This is a genomic window from Pseudomonas sp. SK2, assembly GCF_016772395.1.
Taxonomy (GTDB): Bacteria; Pseudomonadota; Gammaproteobacteria; order Pseudomonadales; family Pseudomonadaceae; genus Aquipseudomonas; species Aquipseudomonas taiwanensis.
In genome coordinates, this window is record NZ_CP061944.1 from 3,535,482 (window position 1) to 3,553,855 (window position 18,374).

An 18,374-nucleotide genomic window follows, 5' to 3' on the forward strand; every position below is an offset into this window, starting at 1 on the left:
GCCGGTCGGCGCAAGGCACGACCGGCGGTTGAGAGGAAAAAGGAAAGGGTCAGCAGAGCGTAACGGGCAAGGTCAGGGTATCCAGGGCATCTTCGAGCGCCGTGAGCAAGGCTGCCTCACGGGGGATCTCGAAATGCCCGCACGGCAGCACGTCACCGGCCAACGGCTGACCGATCTGCTGCGCCAGGGCCTGACGCTCGGCATCGCGACCCGGCACCCACCAGCTGACGGGTTCTACCCCCACTTCGCGGCAGCGCGGCAACTGCACCGACAACTGCTTGAGCTTGCGGGCCACCACGAACACATTGGCCAGCTCGTCACTGCCCAACGCCGCATAGGCCGACCGGGCCGCCTCACTGCCGTCGCGCTGGACGACCATCTGCGCCATCAGCCGGCGAATGGTCTCCGGGCTTTCTGGCCCGTCCGTGGCCGGTACCGTGACACCTGGCAGCATCACCCCGGCGAAGGACTGCAAGTCCTCCAGCCAGTCGTCGTGCTCGCCGTGGCGGGCAGACGGCACGAAGCTGTCGAGCAAACCGACGAAGGCCACCTGCTGGCCCTGCGCTTGAAGCTCGGCCGCCATCAACAACGCCAGGGTCCCACCCAGCGACCAACCGGCCAAGTGATAAGGTCCCTGGGGCTGGGCCTGACGCAGGTAAGTGACGTAGTCCCGCGCCATGCTCTCCAGCGAGTCGTCCTGCCACTGCGCATCGAGCAGCATGCGGTTGCTGATGGCGACCAGCGTGCGTTTGCCATTCAGGCGCCGGGCCAGCGGCTCGTAGTCGAACACAGTGCCGAATCCTGCGTGCACGCAGAACAACGGCGGCACCTGCTCGACAGCACTGTTGAGGGTCAGCAGCGGCGACGCCGAGGCACTGTCGCCTGCCCCCGTCAGCTGGCCGATGGTCGGCTTCTGCACCAGGTCGCGCAGCTTCAGGTTCAACCCCAGCGCTTTCAGGCGCCGCGCCTTGGCGATCACCTGCAAACTCAGGATCGAATCACCGCCCAGGTCATAGAAGTTGTCCGTCAGGCCGACTCGCTCGACTTTCAGCACGGCTTGCCAGATCTCGGCCAGGGCCGTTTGCAGTTCAGTCCGTGGCGCGACGAAGTCATCACCCTGGCGCACGGATTCAGGTGCTGGCAGCGCCTTGCGGTCGACCTTGCCGTTGGGGGTCAGTGGCAAGCGCTCAAGCACCACCCATTGGGCAGGCACCATGTAGTCCGGCAGGCTGCGCTGCAGTTGCGCCCGCAGTGTCTCGCCCAGGCCCGTTGCCTGACCGCTGCCCGCCACCACGTAGGCGACCAGTTGCTTGCCGCTTCCCCCCTCGCGGGCCACCACCACGGCATCGGCCACGGTCGGCACCTGGCGCAGGCACGCCTCGATCTCGCCCAGCTCGATGCGGAAACCGCGAATCTTCACCTGGTTGTCGATACGGCCCAGGTAGTCGTAGACGCCGTCGGCGCGCTGGCGCACCAGGTCGCCGGTGCGATACAGACGGTCGCCGGGGCCACCGAACGGGTCGGCGACGAAACGCTCGGCGCTTTGTCCGGCACGGTCCAGGTAACCACGGGCCAGGCCCTCGCCGCCCAGGTAAAGTTCACCGGCAGCGCCGACCGGCAATGGGTTAAGGTCCTGGTCGAGCACATACCCGACCCGCGCCCCGACGCAGCGCCCGATCGGCGCATAGGCCGCGTCGCACGCCTGGCCTTCGGCCGCCTTCCACAGCAGTGGCGTCACCACCGTTTCGGTCGGGCCATAGCCGTTGATGATGTAGCGCGGCTGCAAAGCGCGGCGCGCCTGGTCGTAACTGGACTGTGGCACGGCGTCGCCACCGAAGCAGTAGACCCGCACCGCCGGCGGGTGACCGGCCTGCTCAGCATGATCTGCCAGCTGTTGCAGGTAGGCCGGTGGGAACGCAGCCACGGTGACCCCGTGGCGTTGCATCGCCTGGTAGGTCTGCTCCGGCGTCCACAGCGCGTCGTCGCGCAACAACAGGCTGCCGCCATGGGTCAGGGTAGTCAGCCATCGCTCATGGGCACCGTCGAAGGCAAACGACATGAAGTGCAGCTCGCAGTCCTGCGGGCTCATCTCGTACAGCTCGCCGATGGCCCGGCAATGCATGGCCAGCGGGCCATGGCTGACCGCCACGCCTTTGGGCTTGCCGGTAGAGCCGGAGGTATAGATCACATAGGCCAGGCTATGGGCGTGCAGTTCGACCTGCGGCGCCGTGTGCGGCTGTGCGTCCAGTGCCAGGGTATCGAGGCTCAGCACCTGCAGCGTCGCGGGCACCGGCAAACGCGGCAGCAAAGACGACTCGCTCAGCAGCAAGGCGATGCCCGAGTCGTGGATCAGGTACTCCAGGCGCTCACGCGGATAGCTGGCATCCAGCGGCACATACGCCGCGCCAGCCTTGAGCACCGCCAGCAAGGCGATCACCTGCCCGGCGTTGCGCGGCATCGCCACGCCTACGCGGATCTCGGAGCCAACGCCACGGGCAATCAGCGCATGGGCCAGGGCATTGGCACGGCGGTCGAGCTCGGTGAAGTTCAGTACCTGCTCGCCAACTCGCAACGCCGGCTGCTGTCCCTGGCTCAGGGCCAACTGGGCGATACGCTGGTGCACAGGCACGAAGGCCGGCTCGTCCGACGGCGCTGGCATGCGGGTCGCAGCGAGCTGGTCCGTGCCTTCGGGCAGGCCGATCTCGCCAAGCAAGCGATCGGCGTCGCTGGCCAGCCGTGTCAGCAAGCCCTGCATGTTGGCCCGGATCGACGCCACTGCCGCCTCGCTGAAGTGCTCGCGCATGTACATGTATTCGATCACCAGGCCTTCTTCGAGGGTGACCATCAGGTCCATCGGGAAGTTGGTGACACCCGCGCTTTGCAGGTCGCCGAAACGCAGCGATTCGCCGCTCCCTTCGCGCAGGGTGCGATCCACCGGCTGGTTCTCGAACACGATGATGCTGTCGAACAACGACTGGCCCCCACGGCCCGACCAGCGCTGGATGTCGCTCAGCGGTGTGTATTCGAACTCGCGCATCTCCAGGTTGTAGTCCTGCAACGCGCGCAGCCACTGGCCGACCGACTGGCCTGGCGCAATTTCCTGGATCACCGGCAAGGTGTTGATGAACAGGCCAAGGATACGCTCGCTGTGTGCCAGGCTCGCCGGACGACCGGCCATGGTGGCACCGAAGGCCACGGTGCGCTGCCCGCTGTAGCGGCTGAGCAGCAACAGCCAGGCGCCCTGCACCAGGGTGTTGAGGGTGACCTGCTGGGCCTTGGCGAACGCCTTGAGCCGCTCGGTGGCGGGGGCATCCAGGCGGGTGTACAGCGCATGATGGCCCTGCCCTGCTGGTTGCACCGGGAAGCCGTTGACCAGGTAGGTCGGCTCGTCCAGTCGCGCCAACTGATGGCGCCAGAAGCCTTCGGCAGCGTCGGCGTCCTGGGCGCGCAGCCAGGCGATGTAGTTGCCATAGGCGACCACCGGCTCGAGCGACTTCCCAGCGTAGTGGGCCAGCACCTCGCCCATCAGCTGCGAAGTGCTCCAGCCGTCGATGAGGATGTGGTGATAGGTCCAGATCAACTGATGGCTGTCCTCGCCAGTGCGCACCAGTACCAGGCGCTGCAACGGCGGTGACTCGAGGGCGAAGCCACGCTTGCGCTCGGCCTCGGCCAGCGCCTGGACTCGCGTCTCGATGTCGTATTCGCTGCGCCAGTCGTAGCGGGTCAACGGTACCGGCAGCTCGGCCATGACGAACTGTAGCGGCGCTTCCAGGTCCTGCCACAGGAAGCCCGTGCGCAGCACCGCGTGACGCTGGCTGACGGCGGCCCAGGCGGCGGCGAATCGCTCGGCATCCAGACCCTGCACAGGGATGCTCAATTGATTGACGTACAGGTCAGCTTCTGGGGTGTTCAGGCCTAGGAACAGCATGCCCTTCTGCATCGGCGACAGGCTGTAGAGTGCCTCGACTCGCCCATGCTCGATCGGCAACGCCGCCACTTGCGCCTCGCTCAGGTCATGCAGCACCAACGCCGGGGCTTGCGTGTCCGCCAGCGGGTCACGGCAGTCGCAGCACAGCGCCAGTTTCTCGATGGTCTGCTGCTGGAACAGGTCCTTGGCGCTGAAGGCAAGACCCGCCTGACGCGCGCGGCTGACCAACTGGATGGAGATGATCGAGTCGCCGCCCAGGGCAAAGAAATTGTCGGTGACACCGACGTGCTCCAGCCCCAATACGTCCTGCCAGATCTGCACCAGGCTGGCTTCCAGAGCGTTGCGCGGCGCCACCTGGGCAGCAGCGCCTGCGCTGGAATCCGGGCGCGGCAAAGCCTTGCGGTCGAGCTTGCCATTGGGGCTGAGCGGCATGCGCGCCAGCACCAAGGTCTGGGTCGGCACCATGTAGTCCGGCAGGTCACGCGCCAACGCCTGGCTAAGCGTCTCGTGCAACTCCAGCTGTGCCTGCACATCGTTCAGCAGGTTGGCGTCGCTGGGCACCAGGTAGGTGACCAGACGCTTGCTGCCATTGAGGTCGACGGCGAGTACCACGGCCTCGCGAACCTGCGGTTGCTCCAGCAGTCGCGATTCGATCTCGCCCAGTTCGATGCGCAAACCGCGCATTTTCACCTGGTGATCGCTGCGGCCCAGATACTCGATGACCCCATCAGCGCGCTGACGGCACAGGTCGCCCGTGCGATAAAGGCGTGCACCGGACACGAACGGGCTGGCCACGAAACGCTCGGCGGTCAGGGACGGGCGGCGGTGGTAGCCACGGGCAAGCCCAGTACCGGCCAGGTACAGCTCGCCAGTCACACCAACCGGCACCGGTGCCAGTTCACCGTCGAGCACATAGGTGGCCAGGTTGGCGATGGGCTGGCCGATGGGCACGGTGTCGGCACCTTCGTCGCGGCAGGTCCAGTGAGTGACGTCGATGGCCGCCTCGGTCGGACCATAGAGGTTGTACAACCCCACCTGAGGCAGGCGCTCGAATACCCGCTGCTGGGCATCGACCTGCAACGCTTCGCCACTGCACATGATCTGTCGCAGGCTGGCGCAGCCGGACAACTCAGGATGCTGCATGAAGGCCTGGAGCATGGAGGGGACGAAGTGCAAGGTGGTGACCTGCTGCGCCTCGATCAGTGCTACCAGACGCGCAGGATCACGATGATCGCCAGGCGCCGCCATTACCAGGCGCGCGCCGGTCATCAGCGGCCAGAAGAATTCCCACACCGACACGTCGAAGCTGAACGGGGTCTTTTGCAACACGCAGTCCTGGGCCGTCAGTGGGTAGGCTTGCTGCATCCAGTACAGCCGGTTGCCCAGGCCACGGTGGGGGTTACCGGCGCCTTTTGGCTTGCCGGTGGAGCCGGAGGTGTAGATCACATAGGCAAGGTTCTCAGGGCTTAGCACGACTTGGGGGTCGCCGAGCTCGACGCCTTCGTGCAGCTCGGCACACCCTTCCAGCGTCAGCACGCGCAACGCATCGCCAACCGGCAGGGTGGCGAGCAGATGAGCCTGGGTCAGCAGCAGCTCGATGCCGCTGTCCTCGATCATGTAGGCCAGGCGGTGCTGGGGGTACTCGGGGTCGAGCGGCACGTAGGCGCCGCCGGCCTTGAGGATGGCCAGCAGGGCGATGACCATTTCCAGGCTGCGTTCGGCAGCCACGCCGACCAGCACGTCAGGGCCAACGCCGCTGGCGGTAAGGTCCAAGGCCAGCCGGTTGGCACATTGGTTGAGTGCGTGGTAGCTCAGGCTGTGCGCTCCACTGACCACGGCGATCGCCTCGGGCTGCACCTGGGCTTGACGCTCGAACAGCCGGTGCACGGCGAATTCCTCGGGGTAACGCACCTCAGTGGCGTTCCACTGACGGATGACACACTCGTGCTCATCGGCGTCCAGCACCTGGAATTCGCCCACGGCCCGCCCGGGGTTGCCAGTCATCTGCGAGAGCAGGCGCACCATTTGACCAAGCAAGCGCTCGACGCTGGCTTCACCGACACAGGCGCGGTCGTAGTTGATGTTGAGCGACAGGGTGTGGCCCAGGTTCACTGCCAGGGTCAGTGGGTAGTTGGTCTGTTCATGAACGTCCACCTCGCCGAAGACCAGGCTTTGCGGCGCCCCTTCCTGCAAGGCTTGCGCCACCGGGTAGTTCTCGAACACCAACAGGTTGTCGAACAGCGACTGTCCTTCCAGGCCGGCCCAGCGCTGCACGTCGAACAGCGCGGTGTGCTCATGCTCACGCAGGGCCAGGTTGTCGTCCTGCAGCGCCTGCAGCCAGGCGCTCAGGGGCATGTCCGGGCGAATCGGGGCAATCACCGGCAGGGTGTTGATGAACAGGCCGATCTGGTGTTCGACGCCCTTGAGCTCTGCCGGGCGGCCCGCCACGGTGGCCCCGAAGACCACGGTGTCGAGGCCAGTGTAGCGCTGCAACAGCAGCAACCAGGCAGCTTGCACCAGGGTGTTGAGGGTCACCCGCTGCTGGCGGGCAAAGTCGGCCAGTTGCTGGGTGCTCGCCAAGTCCAGCAGGCGGGCGCAGTGACCCTGGCCACTCAGCCCAGGCAACTTGCCCCCGGCCATGGCCGGCACCAGCCGGGTTGGCTCGCCTAGGTGGCGCAGTCGCCCCTCCCAGAACGCCTTGCCACGCTCCGCGTCACGCTGCTGCAGCCAGGCGATGTAATCGCGGAAACGCCCCGGCTGATGCTGCGCGGGCTGGCCGGAATAGTCCTGCAGCACCTCGCCCAGCAATTGCGAGTTGCTCCAGCCGTCCATCAGCACGTGGTGGTTGGTGTAGATCACCTGGTAGCTGTCCTCGCCGGTGCGTACCAGCACCAGGCGCAGCAAAGGTGCCTGGGCGACGTCAAAACCGCGTTCACGCTCGCTGGCCAGCAATGCGGCCAGGCGCGCTGGCTGGTCGGCCTCCTGGCGCCAGTCGTGCTCGGCGAATGGCAGTTGCAGGTGCTTGCGCACCACCTGTACCGGCTGCTCGAACAGCCCACCCCAGACAAAGCCCGTGCGCAGAATGTCGTGACGATCGAGCATCGCCTGCCAGGCCTGGACGAAACGCTGCGGATCGAGCCCGCGCACTTCCAGGCACAGTTGATTGATGTAGTGCCCGTCGCCTTGTTCATAAAGGCTGTGGAACAGCATGCCCTGTTGCATCGGCGACAGCGGGTAGATGTCCTCGATCTGCCCGGCCTCCAGGCCCAGGCTGTCCAGCTGCGCCTGGCTCAGGCGGGCCAACGGGAAGTCCGATGGCGTCACGCCCTGGCTACCGGCCTGGCAGCAGTGCTCGACCACCCGCCGCAAGGCCGCGCCATAGGCATCGGCCAGCGCCTGCATGTCCTGCCGTTCGAAGCGCTCACCGCTGAAACACCAGTTAAGGCTCAACTCACCGTCATAGACACGACCATTGACGGTCAGCCAATTGCCCAGCGGCGCCGATGGACTTTGCTCTTCGCCCGCCGACTCGGGCGCTGGAGTGAACAGTGCGCCCTGCTCGGCATCGAAACTGCCGTCGAACTGGCCGAGGTAGTTGAACGTCACCCGCGGCACCGGCAGCGCCTCGATGGCCTGACGCACCTCAGCGTCGGCAAGGTAACGCAGGACGCCAAAGCCCAGCCCCTTGTCGGGCGCGGCGCGCAGTTGCTCCTTGATGCGTTTGATCGAGCTGCCCATGTCGGCGGCCGGGGTCAAGTGCACCGGGAACACACTGGTGAACCAGCCCACGGTGCGGGTCAGGTCGATATCGTCGGCCAGTCCCTCACGACCATGGCCCTCGAGCTGGATCAACGCCGAGGCGTCCCCGCTCCAGTCGCACAGCACCTGAGCCAGGGCGGTCAGCAGCAAGTCGTTGACCTGGGTCCGGTAGGCCGCCGGGGCACGTTGCAGCAGTTGGCGGGTGAGCGGCTTGTCGAGCACGGTATGCACGCTCACCGCGTGGCGTTTTTCCTGACTGGCCGCCGGGTTGCGGCACGGCAGGCCTTCAGGGGCGCCCTGCAGGCGCTGTTGCCAGCCTTCGAGCTCCTGCAGCAACCGTGGGCTGCGGGCATGCGCTTGAAGCTGGGCGGCCCAGGCCTGGTATGCACTGGTCTTGGCCGGCAGGCGCACCGCCTGGCCTTGGACGAGCTGCTGATAGGCGCTTTGCAAATCCTCGAACAGGATACGCCAGGACACCCCATCGACCACCAGGTGATGCACGGCCAACAGCAGTCGCTGACTGCCATCGGGCAACGTCGCCAGTACTGCTCGCACCAGCTCGCTGCTGGCCAGGTCGAGGCTGGCCTGGGCCTGGTTGGCCACGGCGTCGAGCGCTTCCAGCGACTCCGGGCTGACCTGCCACAGCAGTTGCGGGCGCGGGCCCGTCTCGCCATGGCTGGCACTCCACACCCCGTCCCGCTCGACAAAACGCAGGCGCAGGGCATCATGGTGATCGAGCAGCGCGTCCAACGCCCGGCCCAACGCTACAGCGTCAAGCGGCTGGCGAGGTTGCAGCAGCACGGCCTGGTTCCAGTGGTGACGTTCGGCCATCGGCTCGGCGAAGAACGCCTGCTGTACCGGCAGTAGCGTGAGCGGGCCGGTCACTGGCCCTTGGTCGACCCGGGCACTGCCGTCATCGACCAGAGCCACCGTCGCCAGGCCTTCCACGGTCTGGTGCAGGAACAGGTCCTTGGGCGTGAAGCGAATGCCGATTTGCCGCGCCCGGCTCACCACCTGGATGGAGATGATCGAGTCGCCGCCCAGCTCGAAGAAGTTGTCGCTCAAGCCGACCCGTTCAAGCTTGAGCACCGACTGCCAGATCTCGGCGATGCGCCGCTCAAGCTCGGAGCGCGGCGCCACATAGCTGTGTTGCAACATGCTGGCGTCCGGCTTGGGCAAGGCCTTGCGGTCGAGCTTGCCGTTGGGCGTGACCGGGAAGTGATCAAGGAACAGTATGTGGGCCGGCACCATGTAGTCGGGCAGCAACGCCTTGAGCTGGCTGCGCAGGCGCTCGGCCAATCCTTCGCGAGCGGTGCCAGGCTGGACGATCGCATAGCCGACCAACTGCTTGCCGGTATTGCCGTCCTGGGCCGCGACCACGGCGTCGGCAACTTCGGCCAAGCCTTGCAGACGCGCCTCGACTTCACCCAACTCGATGCGGAAACCACGGATCTTGACCTGGTTGTCGATCCGGCCGAGGTAGTCGAACACGCCATCCTGGCGCTGGCAGACCAGGTCGCCAGTACGATACAGGCGCCCGCCCTGCCCATCGAACGGGTCGGGTACGAAGCGCTCGGCGGTCAGCGAAGGCCGGTCCAGGTAACCACGGGCCAGCCCTTCCCCGCCCAGGTACAGTTCGCCCTTGGCACCGGGCGGCAGCAGGTTCAGTTCAAGGTTGAGAATGCAGGTGCGCCGGTGGCCAATGCGCGTACCGATCGGCGCATACGCCGCCGCACACACATCGTCGGCGGCAGCCTTCCAGATCAGCGGCGTGACCACGGTTTCGGTGGGGCCGTAACCATTGATGATGTACCGCGGGCGCAGCACCCGCTTGACCAGTTCGAAACTCGCCTGCGGTACTGCATCGCCACCAAAGCAGTAGACCCGCACCGCCGGCGGGTTGCCTTCGCGCTCGGCATGTTCGGCCAACTGCTGCAGGTACACCGGAGGGAACGCTGCCACGGTCACGCCATGTTGGTGCATCTGCCGGTAGGTCTGTTCAGGGGTCCACAGGCTGTCGTCACGCACCAGCAGGCGCGCGCCGTGGGTCAGGGCGGTCAGCCAGCGCTCCTGGGCACCGTCGAAGGCGAACGACATGAACAGCAGCTCGCAATCGTCGGCACCCATCTCGTAGCGCTCACCGATGGCGCGACAGTGCATGGCCAGTGGGCCGTGGCTGACCGCCACGCCTTTGGGCTGGCCGGTGGAACCGGAGGTGTAGATCACATAGGCGAGGTTGCGCGGGTCGACGTCGACCTCGGGTGCCAGGGATGGCATGGCGCTCAGGTCGAGGCAGTCGAGCAGCAGCACGGCGGCCTGCTCGGGCACCGGCAGTCGCGCTTGCAGGCGGCTATCGGTGAGCAGCAGGCCAATGCCGGCGTCGCCCATCAGATAGGCCAGGCGCTCGCGGGGGTACTGGGTATCCAGTGGCACGTAGGCGGCACCGGCCTTGAACACCGCCAGCAGCGCCACGATCATCTGTTCACTGCGCGGCAAGGCTACCGCCACCCGGGTTTCAGGACCGACGCCCCGGGCGATCAGCGCATGTGCCAGGCGGTTGGCCTGTTGATCGAGCTGGGCGAACGAAAGGGTCCGCCCGCCAAACACCACGGCAGGCGCATCCGGGCTCAGCCGCGCGTGTTCGGCGATGCGCTGGTGCACCAGCGGCGCCTGGACGTCGCTGGGTGGCTGGCCATCCAGCAGGAGGGTGCGCTGTTCGTCGTCGCTGAGCAGCGGCAAGGCTCCCAAGGTTTGACCAGGGTTGGCAGCGATGCCATGCAGCAGGTTGAGCCAATGATCCACCAGGCGCTGGGCGGTCGCCGGGCTGAACAGGTCGGTGGCGTAGATCAGCTTGGCCGACAGCCCCTCGGGACCTTCCACGGTGTCCAGCGTAAGGTCCAGGTGGGCACTGCGAATCTCCCACTCCAGGCCCTCCACGCTCAGGCCCGGTAGCCGGCCCAGTGACTGGCCGGCGCCGTTGCCTGCGCTCTGGTGGTTGTACATCACCTGGAACAGCGGGTTGTAGCTGAGGCTGCGCTCAGGCTGCAGGGCTTCGACCAACTGCTCGAATGGCAACTCCTGGTGCTGCTGGGCCTGCAGGGTGGTGGCGCGTACCTGTGCGAGCAGGTCGAGGAAGCTCATCTCGCCCTGCAGTTCGGCCTTGATGACCTGGGTGTTGACGAAAAAGCCGATCAGGTGCTCGGTTTCCACCCGGTTACGGTTGGCCAACGGCACGCCGATACGGATGTCCTGCTGGCCGCTGTAGCGGTACAACAGGGTATGGAACGAAGCCAGCAGCACCATGAACAGGCTGGCGCCCTGCGCCTGCGCCAGGGCCTTGAGCTGGTCGCTGAGTACACGGCTGAAGGGTACCTGCAAGCGTGCGCCCTGCAGGCTCTGCACTGCCGGGCGCGGGTAGTCGGTCGGCAGCTCCAACACCGGTTGGGTCGTACCAAGCTGGTCGCGCCAGTAGCTCAACTGGCGCTCCTGCTCACCGGCTTCCATCCAGTGACGCTGCCAGATGGCGTAGTCGGCATACTGGATCGGCAGCGCCGGCAAGTCGATGCTGCCACCACTGCTGAGCGCGGCGTACACCCGGACCAGCTCGTCTACCATGATCTGCATCGACCAACCATCGGAGACGATGTGGTGCTGGGTCAGTACCAGCACATGATCGTCAGCGGCCAGGCGCAGCAGCTTGACTCGCAGCAAGGGGCCGGTGCCGAGGTCGAACGGCCGCAGGGTTTCCGCTTGCACCGCGGCGCGAATCTGTTGGTCGCGCTGCGCGGGGTCGGCCGAGCACGCCAGCGGCTCGGCGACGATGTTCGGCGCGCTCGGCTCGGCGATCACCTGTATCGCCTGGCCATCGTGTTCGTGGAACGTGCTGCGCAGCGGCTCGTGACGGGCGATCAGGTGGGCGAAGGCACCTTCGAGCGCTGCAAGGTCCAGGGTGCCATGCAGGCGTAGCGCGCGCGCAATGGCGTAGGCGCTGCTGTGCGGTTCCAGCTGCCAGATGAACCACTGGCGCTGCTGGGCGAACGACAGCGGTACATGCTCGAAGTGGCCACGGGTGCGGGGGATGGGCAGGTTGGCCGGGGAAATGCCCTCCTGAGCCATTTTCTGCAAGTAGATCCGGCGTTTTTCCAGCGGTAGCAGGATGAAGCGCTCGGCGATCTTCAGTGCAGCTGCGTTATTGTCCATCATGCTTCATCCACCTCATCCAGCAAACTTTCCAGTCGATTCAAACGGTCCGCATCCAGTACGCCAGCGGGCGGCTCCAGGTGATCGACGAATTCATTGAGTACCGGGAACTGGAACATCAACTGCGGTGCGGCGCTGATGCCCAGCTCCAGTTGCAGGCGCGACAGCACGCCCATGACCAAAAGCGAATGGCCGCCCAGTTCGAAGAAGTTGTCGCCCAGCCCTACCCGCTCGACCTTGAGCACGTCTTGCCAGATCTGCGCGACCTGTTCCTGCAGCGGGGTCTGTGGCGCCAGGTACGCCACGTGGGCGGCGTCCAGATCCGGGGCTGGCAGGGCCTGGCGGTCGAGCTTGCCGTTGGCGGTCAGCGGCAAGGCCGCAAGGTTGACCACATGGGCCGGGATCATGTGTTCGGGCAGGTACCGACGCAGGTAAGCCTGCACGTGCTCGCGCAGCCCGCCGGCCTCTGCCGACGCCACCACGTAGGCCACCAGTTGCTGGCCCTGCTGGGTGTCGCGGGCGACCACGGCGGCATCGAGCAACTGCGCCATCCCGCGCAGGCAGGCGGCGACTTCAGCGGGTTCGACCCGGTAACCGCGGATCTTCAGCTGATCGTCGGTACGGCCAAGGGTATGGATAGCGCCGTGGTGGACACGCACTCGGTCGCCGGTGCGGTAAAGCCGCTCGCCCTGGCGAGCCTGCGGGTCGGGGACGAAGCGTTCGGCGGTCAGCCCAGGCCGCCCCAGGTAACCGCGGGCCAGGCTTGGCCCGCCTACGTACAACTCGCCATGCACCCCTTCGGCCACTGCATTGAGCTCAGCATCCAGCAGTTGCAGGCGCACGTTGAACAGCGGGCGCCCCAACGGCACGGGCTGCTGGTGCGCAGCGGCCGGCAGTTCCATGGCAAGCACACCGATGGTGGTTTCGCTAGGGCCGTAGTGGTTGACCACCCGGCACGCTGGCGCCAGTTGCCGAACCTGGGCAATCAACTCGACACTGCTGGCTTCGCCTCCCAGCACCAGGCAGCGACGCGGCAGCACCGTGCCCGGCTCTGCCACCTTGAGCAACGATTGCAGGTGCGAAGGCACCAGCTTGATCAAGTCGATCGCTTCGCGACTCATGTAGTGCGCCATGCCCTGCGGGTCCATGGCCAGTTGCTCGTCGAGCAGGTGCAGGCTGCGGCCGCTGCACAGGGCCGCGAACAAGGTGGTGTAGCCCAGGTCGGCGGCCAGGGTGGAGGCCAGCGCCATGTGCTCCACCTCTTCCAGTGGCAGCACCGCCAGCGCCGAAACCAGGTAGTCGGCCAGCGCCCCCTGACTGACCAGCACACCTTTGGGGCGACCGGTGGAGCCTGAAGTGAAGATCACGTAGGCAGCCATGTCGGCATCACGCGGCACGGCTCTCGGTGAACTGCCTTGGGGCAACTGGGCTATCTGTTCGAAGGCAAGGCTGCGCAGGGCGGGCAAGGTGGCGTGTTCAGCCAACCATGCGGCAGGGCCCAGCAACAGACACCCCTGGCTGTCCTCAAGCATTTGCCCGGTACGCGCAGGTTGTGCCCGCATGTCCAGCGGCAGGAATGCGGCACCGGCCTTGAATGCCGCCAGCAGGCCGACCACGAAGTGCGCCGAGCGCTCGGCGGCAATCGCCACCACGGTTTCCGGGCCGACACCGTTGGCTTGCAGGTACACGGCCAGGTCGCCGGCGCGCTGGTCGAGTTCGCCGTAGCTCAGGCGCTGCGCGCCCCACACCAGCGCGACCCTGGACGGATTGGCCCGTGCCTGCGCTTCGAACCGCTGCACGACCTGAAGCGCCTGGCTGTCTGCGCGCACCTCGCCCTGGCACAGGGTGGCCAGCGAGCGACGCGACGCCTCGCTGCCCAGCTGCACCGCGCCGACCGGCTGGGCAGCGTCGGCCACCATCGCCTGCAACAGGCGGTGCCAATCGTCCAACAGGCGCTCGGCGGTGTCACTGTCGAACTGGTCGGCAGCATATACCAGGGTGGCGATCACGCCTTCAGGGGTTTCGACAGTTTCAAGGTTGAGGTCGAACTTGGCCTCCTGAACGTCGGCGGCCAAGGGTTCGATGTTCAAGCCATCGACCACCGGGACCTGCGCCTGGGTGGCCTGGGCGCGATGGTTGAACAGCACCTGGAACAACGGGGTATGGCTCAGGCTGCGCTCAGGCTGCAGGGCTTCGACCAGTTGCTCGAACGGCAGGTCCTGGTGTTCCTGGGCCTGCAAGGTGGTCTGGCGTACCTGCTCGATCAGTTGCCCGAGAGGCAGGCGGCCTTCGACATGGGCACGCATGACCAAGGTGTTGATGAACACGCCGAGCAGGCCTTCGGTTTCCTGGCGGTTACGGTTGGCCACCGGCACACCGACGCGGATATCGTCCTGGCCGCTGTAGCGGTGCAGCAGCGCCTGGAACCCGGCGAGCAAGACCATGAACACCGTCGCCTGATGGCGCTGGGCAAGCTGGCGCAGGCCTTCGCACAACGGTGCCTCCAGTCGCAGTTCACGCTGGCCGCCACGCAGGCTCGGCTGCGCCGGGCGAGCACGGTCGCCCGGCAGTTGCAGCACGGGTTGGCGCTCACCCAGTTGTGAACGCCAGTACTGCAACTGCCGCTCGCGCTCGCCACCCTCCATGCGGTGGCGCTGCCATAGGGCGTAGTCGACGTACTGGATCGGCAAGGCGGCAAAGCCTGGATCACGGCCTTGGACCTCGGCGGCGTAGCTGCGCACCAATTCATCGACCATCACCTGCATCGACCAGCCATCGGACACGATGTGGTGCTGGGTCAGCACCAGCAGGTGGTCCTGCGCGCCCAGCGGCAACAGCGCCACGCGCAGCAACGGCCCACTGACCAGGTCGAACGGCTGGCGCACCTGCTCGTCGATGAAGCGGCTGATTTGCACACTATCATCGACCTGGGCGCGGGCATGGACCTGAAGCTGCACGGGCAGCGTGGCATGCACCACCTGATGCACGCCGTCGGCGTCATGGGCGAAGGTGGTCCGCAGCGGCTCGTGGCGGGCGACCAGCGTGTCGAAACTGGCACGCAAGGCCGGGATGTTCAATGTACCGCGCAGACGCAGGGCACGCGGTAAGTGGTAGGCGGCACTGTAAGGCTGCATCTGCCAGAGGAACCACAGACGCTCCTGGGCATACGACAACGGCAACGCGCCTTCGCGCGGTGCACGGGTGATTGCGGGGCCGCCCCTGGTCTGCAAGGCGTCGAGCATGGCGGCCTGGGCTTGCAAGGTGCTGGTTTCGAAGACCTGGCGCAGGCTTGCCTCGCGGCCCAGTTCGTCACGGATGCGCGACACCAGCTGCGTGACCAGCAGCGAGTGCCCGCCAAGATCGAAAAAGTTGTCGTGCAGGCCGACCCGCTCGAGCTTGAGCAAGGTTTGCCAGATCACAGCCAACTGCTGCTCCAGCGCGGTACGCGGCGCCACATAGTCCTGTTGCGATTGGCTGGCGTCCGGTTCAGGCAGCGCCTTGCGGTCCAGTTTACCGTTTGGGGTCAGCGGCATGGCCGCCACGAACATCACTTGCGCCGGCACCATGTACGCCGGCAACTGCGCCTTGAGCTGGCCTTTGAGCTGCTCGCGAACGGTGTTTTGGGTGATGCTGTCGGCGTCGACCAATGCGGTATCGTGCACCACGACATAACCCACCAACTGATCGCCGCCGATACCAGGCTGGGCGAGCACCGCTGCCTCGCGCACCGCCTCGCAGGCCAGCAAGGCCGATTCGATCTCGCCCAGTTCGATGCGAAAACCGCGAATTTTCACTTGGTGGTCGGCACGACCGATGTACTCGTACTCACCGGCAGCACTCACCCGCGCCACGTCCCCAGTACGGTACAACCGCTCGCCCTGGTTGGAGAACGGGTTGGGCAGGAAGCGCTCGGCCGTGAGCGAGGCGCGATACAGATAACCACGGGCCAGGCCCTGGCCACCGATCATCAACTCACCCGCCACACCCGCGGGTACCGGGCTGAAGTCGGCACCGACCACGTACAGCTGGGTGTTACCGATCGGCTGACCGAGCAGCGGCCGTGGGTGCTCGGCGTCCAGCCGGTAGCGGGCCGACCAGATGGTGGTCTCGGTCGGTCCATAGAGGTTCCATACCGGGCCGATGGCTTCGAGCATGCGCGCAGCCAACGCTGGCGACAGGGCTTCCCCCCCACACAGGCACTTGCAGCCCTGAAGCGCCTGAGTGTCGCCATGGTCGAGCAACATGCGCCAGGTCGAGGGCGTGGCCTGCAGGGCCGTCACCGACCAGCGCCGGGCAAGCGCCAATGCAGCGGCCGGGTCTTGGGCGATGTCCTGGCCGGCCAGCACCACCTGGGCGCCACGGGTCAACGGCAGGTACAGCTCCAGGCCAAAGATATCGAACGAGAAGGTCGTCAGTGACAGCATCCGGTCACCCGCCTCCAGGCCAGGTTGCTGCGCCATGCTGGCGACGAAGTTGGCCAAGGCCTGGTGACTGACCACCACGCCCTTGGGGTTGCCGGTAGAGCCGGAGGTATAGATCACGTAGGCCGCCGATTCGGCAGGCGGGAGCAGTGGCGGGTCATCCTGTGCCAGCGTTGCCTCGGGCAGTCGGTCCAGGCACAGCAACTGCGGGCCACGGCCCTCGAAGCGGGGGGCCAGGGCCTGGTGGGTCAGTAATAGGCCCATGCCGCTGGCGTCGATCATGTAGTCCAGGCGCGCCTGCGGGTAGGTCGGGTCCAGTGGAATGTAAGCCCCCCCTGCCTTGAGAATCGCCAGCAGGCCCACCACCAGGTCCAAACCGCGCTCAACCGACAGGCCTACCCTCACCTCGGGCCCCACACCCAGCGCGATCAGGCGGTGGGCCAACTGGTTGGCGCGCCGGTTGAGTGCTGCATAGCTCAGCAGGTTATCGTCGAACGCCAGCGCCGGTGCATCCGGGGTACGCACCGCCTGCGCCGCGAACAGTTGGTGTACCGTCAGTGGCGGCACGGCCAGGGCGGTAGCGTTGTTGCCATCGATCAACCGTTGCAGGTCGTGGGCATCGAACAGCGGCAAGGCATCGACCCGCGCCGAGGCGTCGGCCAGCAGTCCGTGCAGCAGGTTCTGCCAATGGCGGCCCAGGCGCTCTACCGTGGTGCGGGTGAACAGGTCGCTGGCAAACACCAGCGAGGCACCTAGGCCCTCAGGCGTTTCGACGGTTTCCAGGGTCAGGTCGAACTGGGCGGTCTGCTGGCGGGCCTCGAAGTTGCTCACCTCAAGGCCAGGCAAGCGGGTGACCGATGCCGGGTCGACGTCCTCGCCGCGGTGGTTGTGCATGACCTGGAACAGCGGGCTGTGGCTCATGCTGCGTTGCGGCTGCAGCAGTTCGACCAGTTGTTCGAACGGCAGGTCCTGGTATTGCTGGGCCTGCTGGGTCGCTTGGCGCACCTGGGCCAGCAGCTCGGTGAACGGCCGGCTGCCATCGACCTGCGCACGCAGCACCTGGGTATTGACGAAAAAGCCGATCAGGCGCTCGACCTCGGGCCGGTTGCGCCCGGCCACCGGCACCCCGACCCGCACGTCCTGCTGGCCACTATAGCGGTACAGCAGGGCCTGGAAGGCAGCCAGCAGCAAAGTATAAAGGGTGACGCCTTCGCGCCGGGCCAGCGCCTTGAGGCCCTGGGTCAGCGCCATGGACAGCCGGAAATCCACGCGGTCGCCGCGATAGCTTAGGGCCTGGGGCCGTGGGAAGTCGGTGGGCAGCTCCAGCACCGGCTGCTGACCGCCGAGTTGTCGCTGCCAATAGGCCTGCTGGCGGTCGCGTTCGCCGGCATCCATCCAGCTACGCTGCCACAGGGCGTAGTCGGCGTACTGCACCGGCAGAGGCGCTAGTACCGCCGGAGTACCCGTCACCCGGGCGCGGTACAGCGTGATCAGCTCGTCGATCATGATACGCATCGACCAGCCATCGGAAACGATATGGTGTTGGACCAGCGACAACACATGCTGCTGGTCATCCACGCGCAGCAATTTCACCCGCAGCAGTGGCCCCTGGCGCAGGTCGAAGGGCTGCTGGCCGTGAGCCTCGACCAGTTCGGCCACACCTGCCGGGTCAACCACCGTCTGCTGCTCGACCAGGATGCGGGCGTGGGCATCGACCAACTGCACGGCCTGCCCGTCGACCTCGGTGAACCGGGTGCGCAGCGATTCGTGACGAGCGACCAGTTCGTCGAAGGCAGCCTGCAAGGCATCACCATCCAGCGCACCTTGCAGACGCAGCACCGACGACATGGTGTAGGCGCTGCCCTGCGGGTCCAACTGCCAGAGAAACCACAGACGTTCCTGCGCATAGGACAAAAGCAGTGGCTGGGAGGCATCACGCTTGAAGATCGGCGCTATGCCGAACAGATTGATCCCTTTCTTCCCAAGCATCACGGCGAGGGCTTTCCTCTCGGTCAAGGACAGCCCTTCCACCGACTCGATCAACTTTTGCACGCGCAACCCCCAAA

The 18,374-nt window shown here is 66.2% G+C and carries 2 protein-coding genes; both read right to left on the reverse strand.

Annotated features, from left to right (window positions below; translation table 11 throughout):
- Nucleotides 1-49: 49 nt before the first annotated feature.
- Nucleotides 50-11,887 (reverse strand): non-ribosomal peptide synthetase, encoded by an 11,838-nt coding sequence (locus IF103_RS15950; RefSeq protein ID WP_202676174.1) that lies wholly within the window; start codon nucleotides 11,885-11,887, stop codon nucleotides 50-52.
- A complete protein-coding gene (locus IF103_RS15955) occupies nucleotides 11,887-18,360 on the reverse strand; it encodes a non-ribosomal peptide synthetase (protein WP_202675469.1) in 6,474 nt (2,157 codons plus the stop codon). Before IF103_RS15955 ends, IF103_RS15950 begins: the two co-directional genes overlap by 1 nt.
- Between the last annotated feature and the right edge of the window lie 14 nt (nucleotides 18,361-18,374).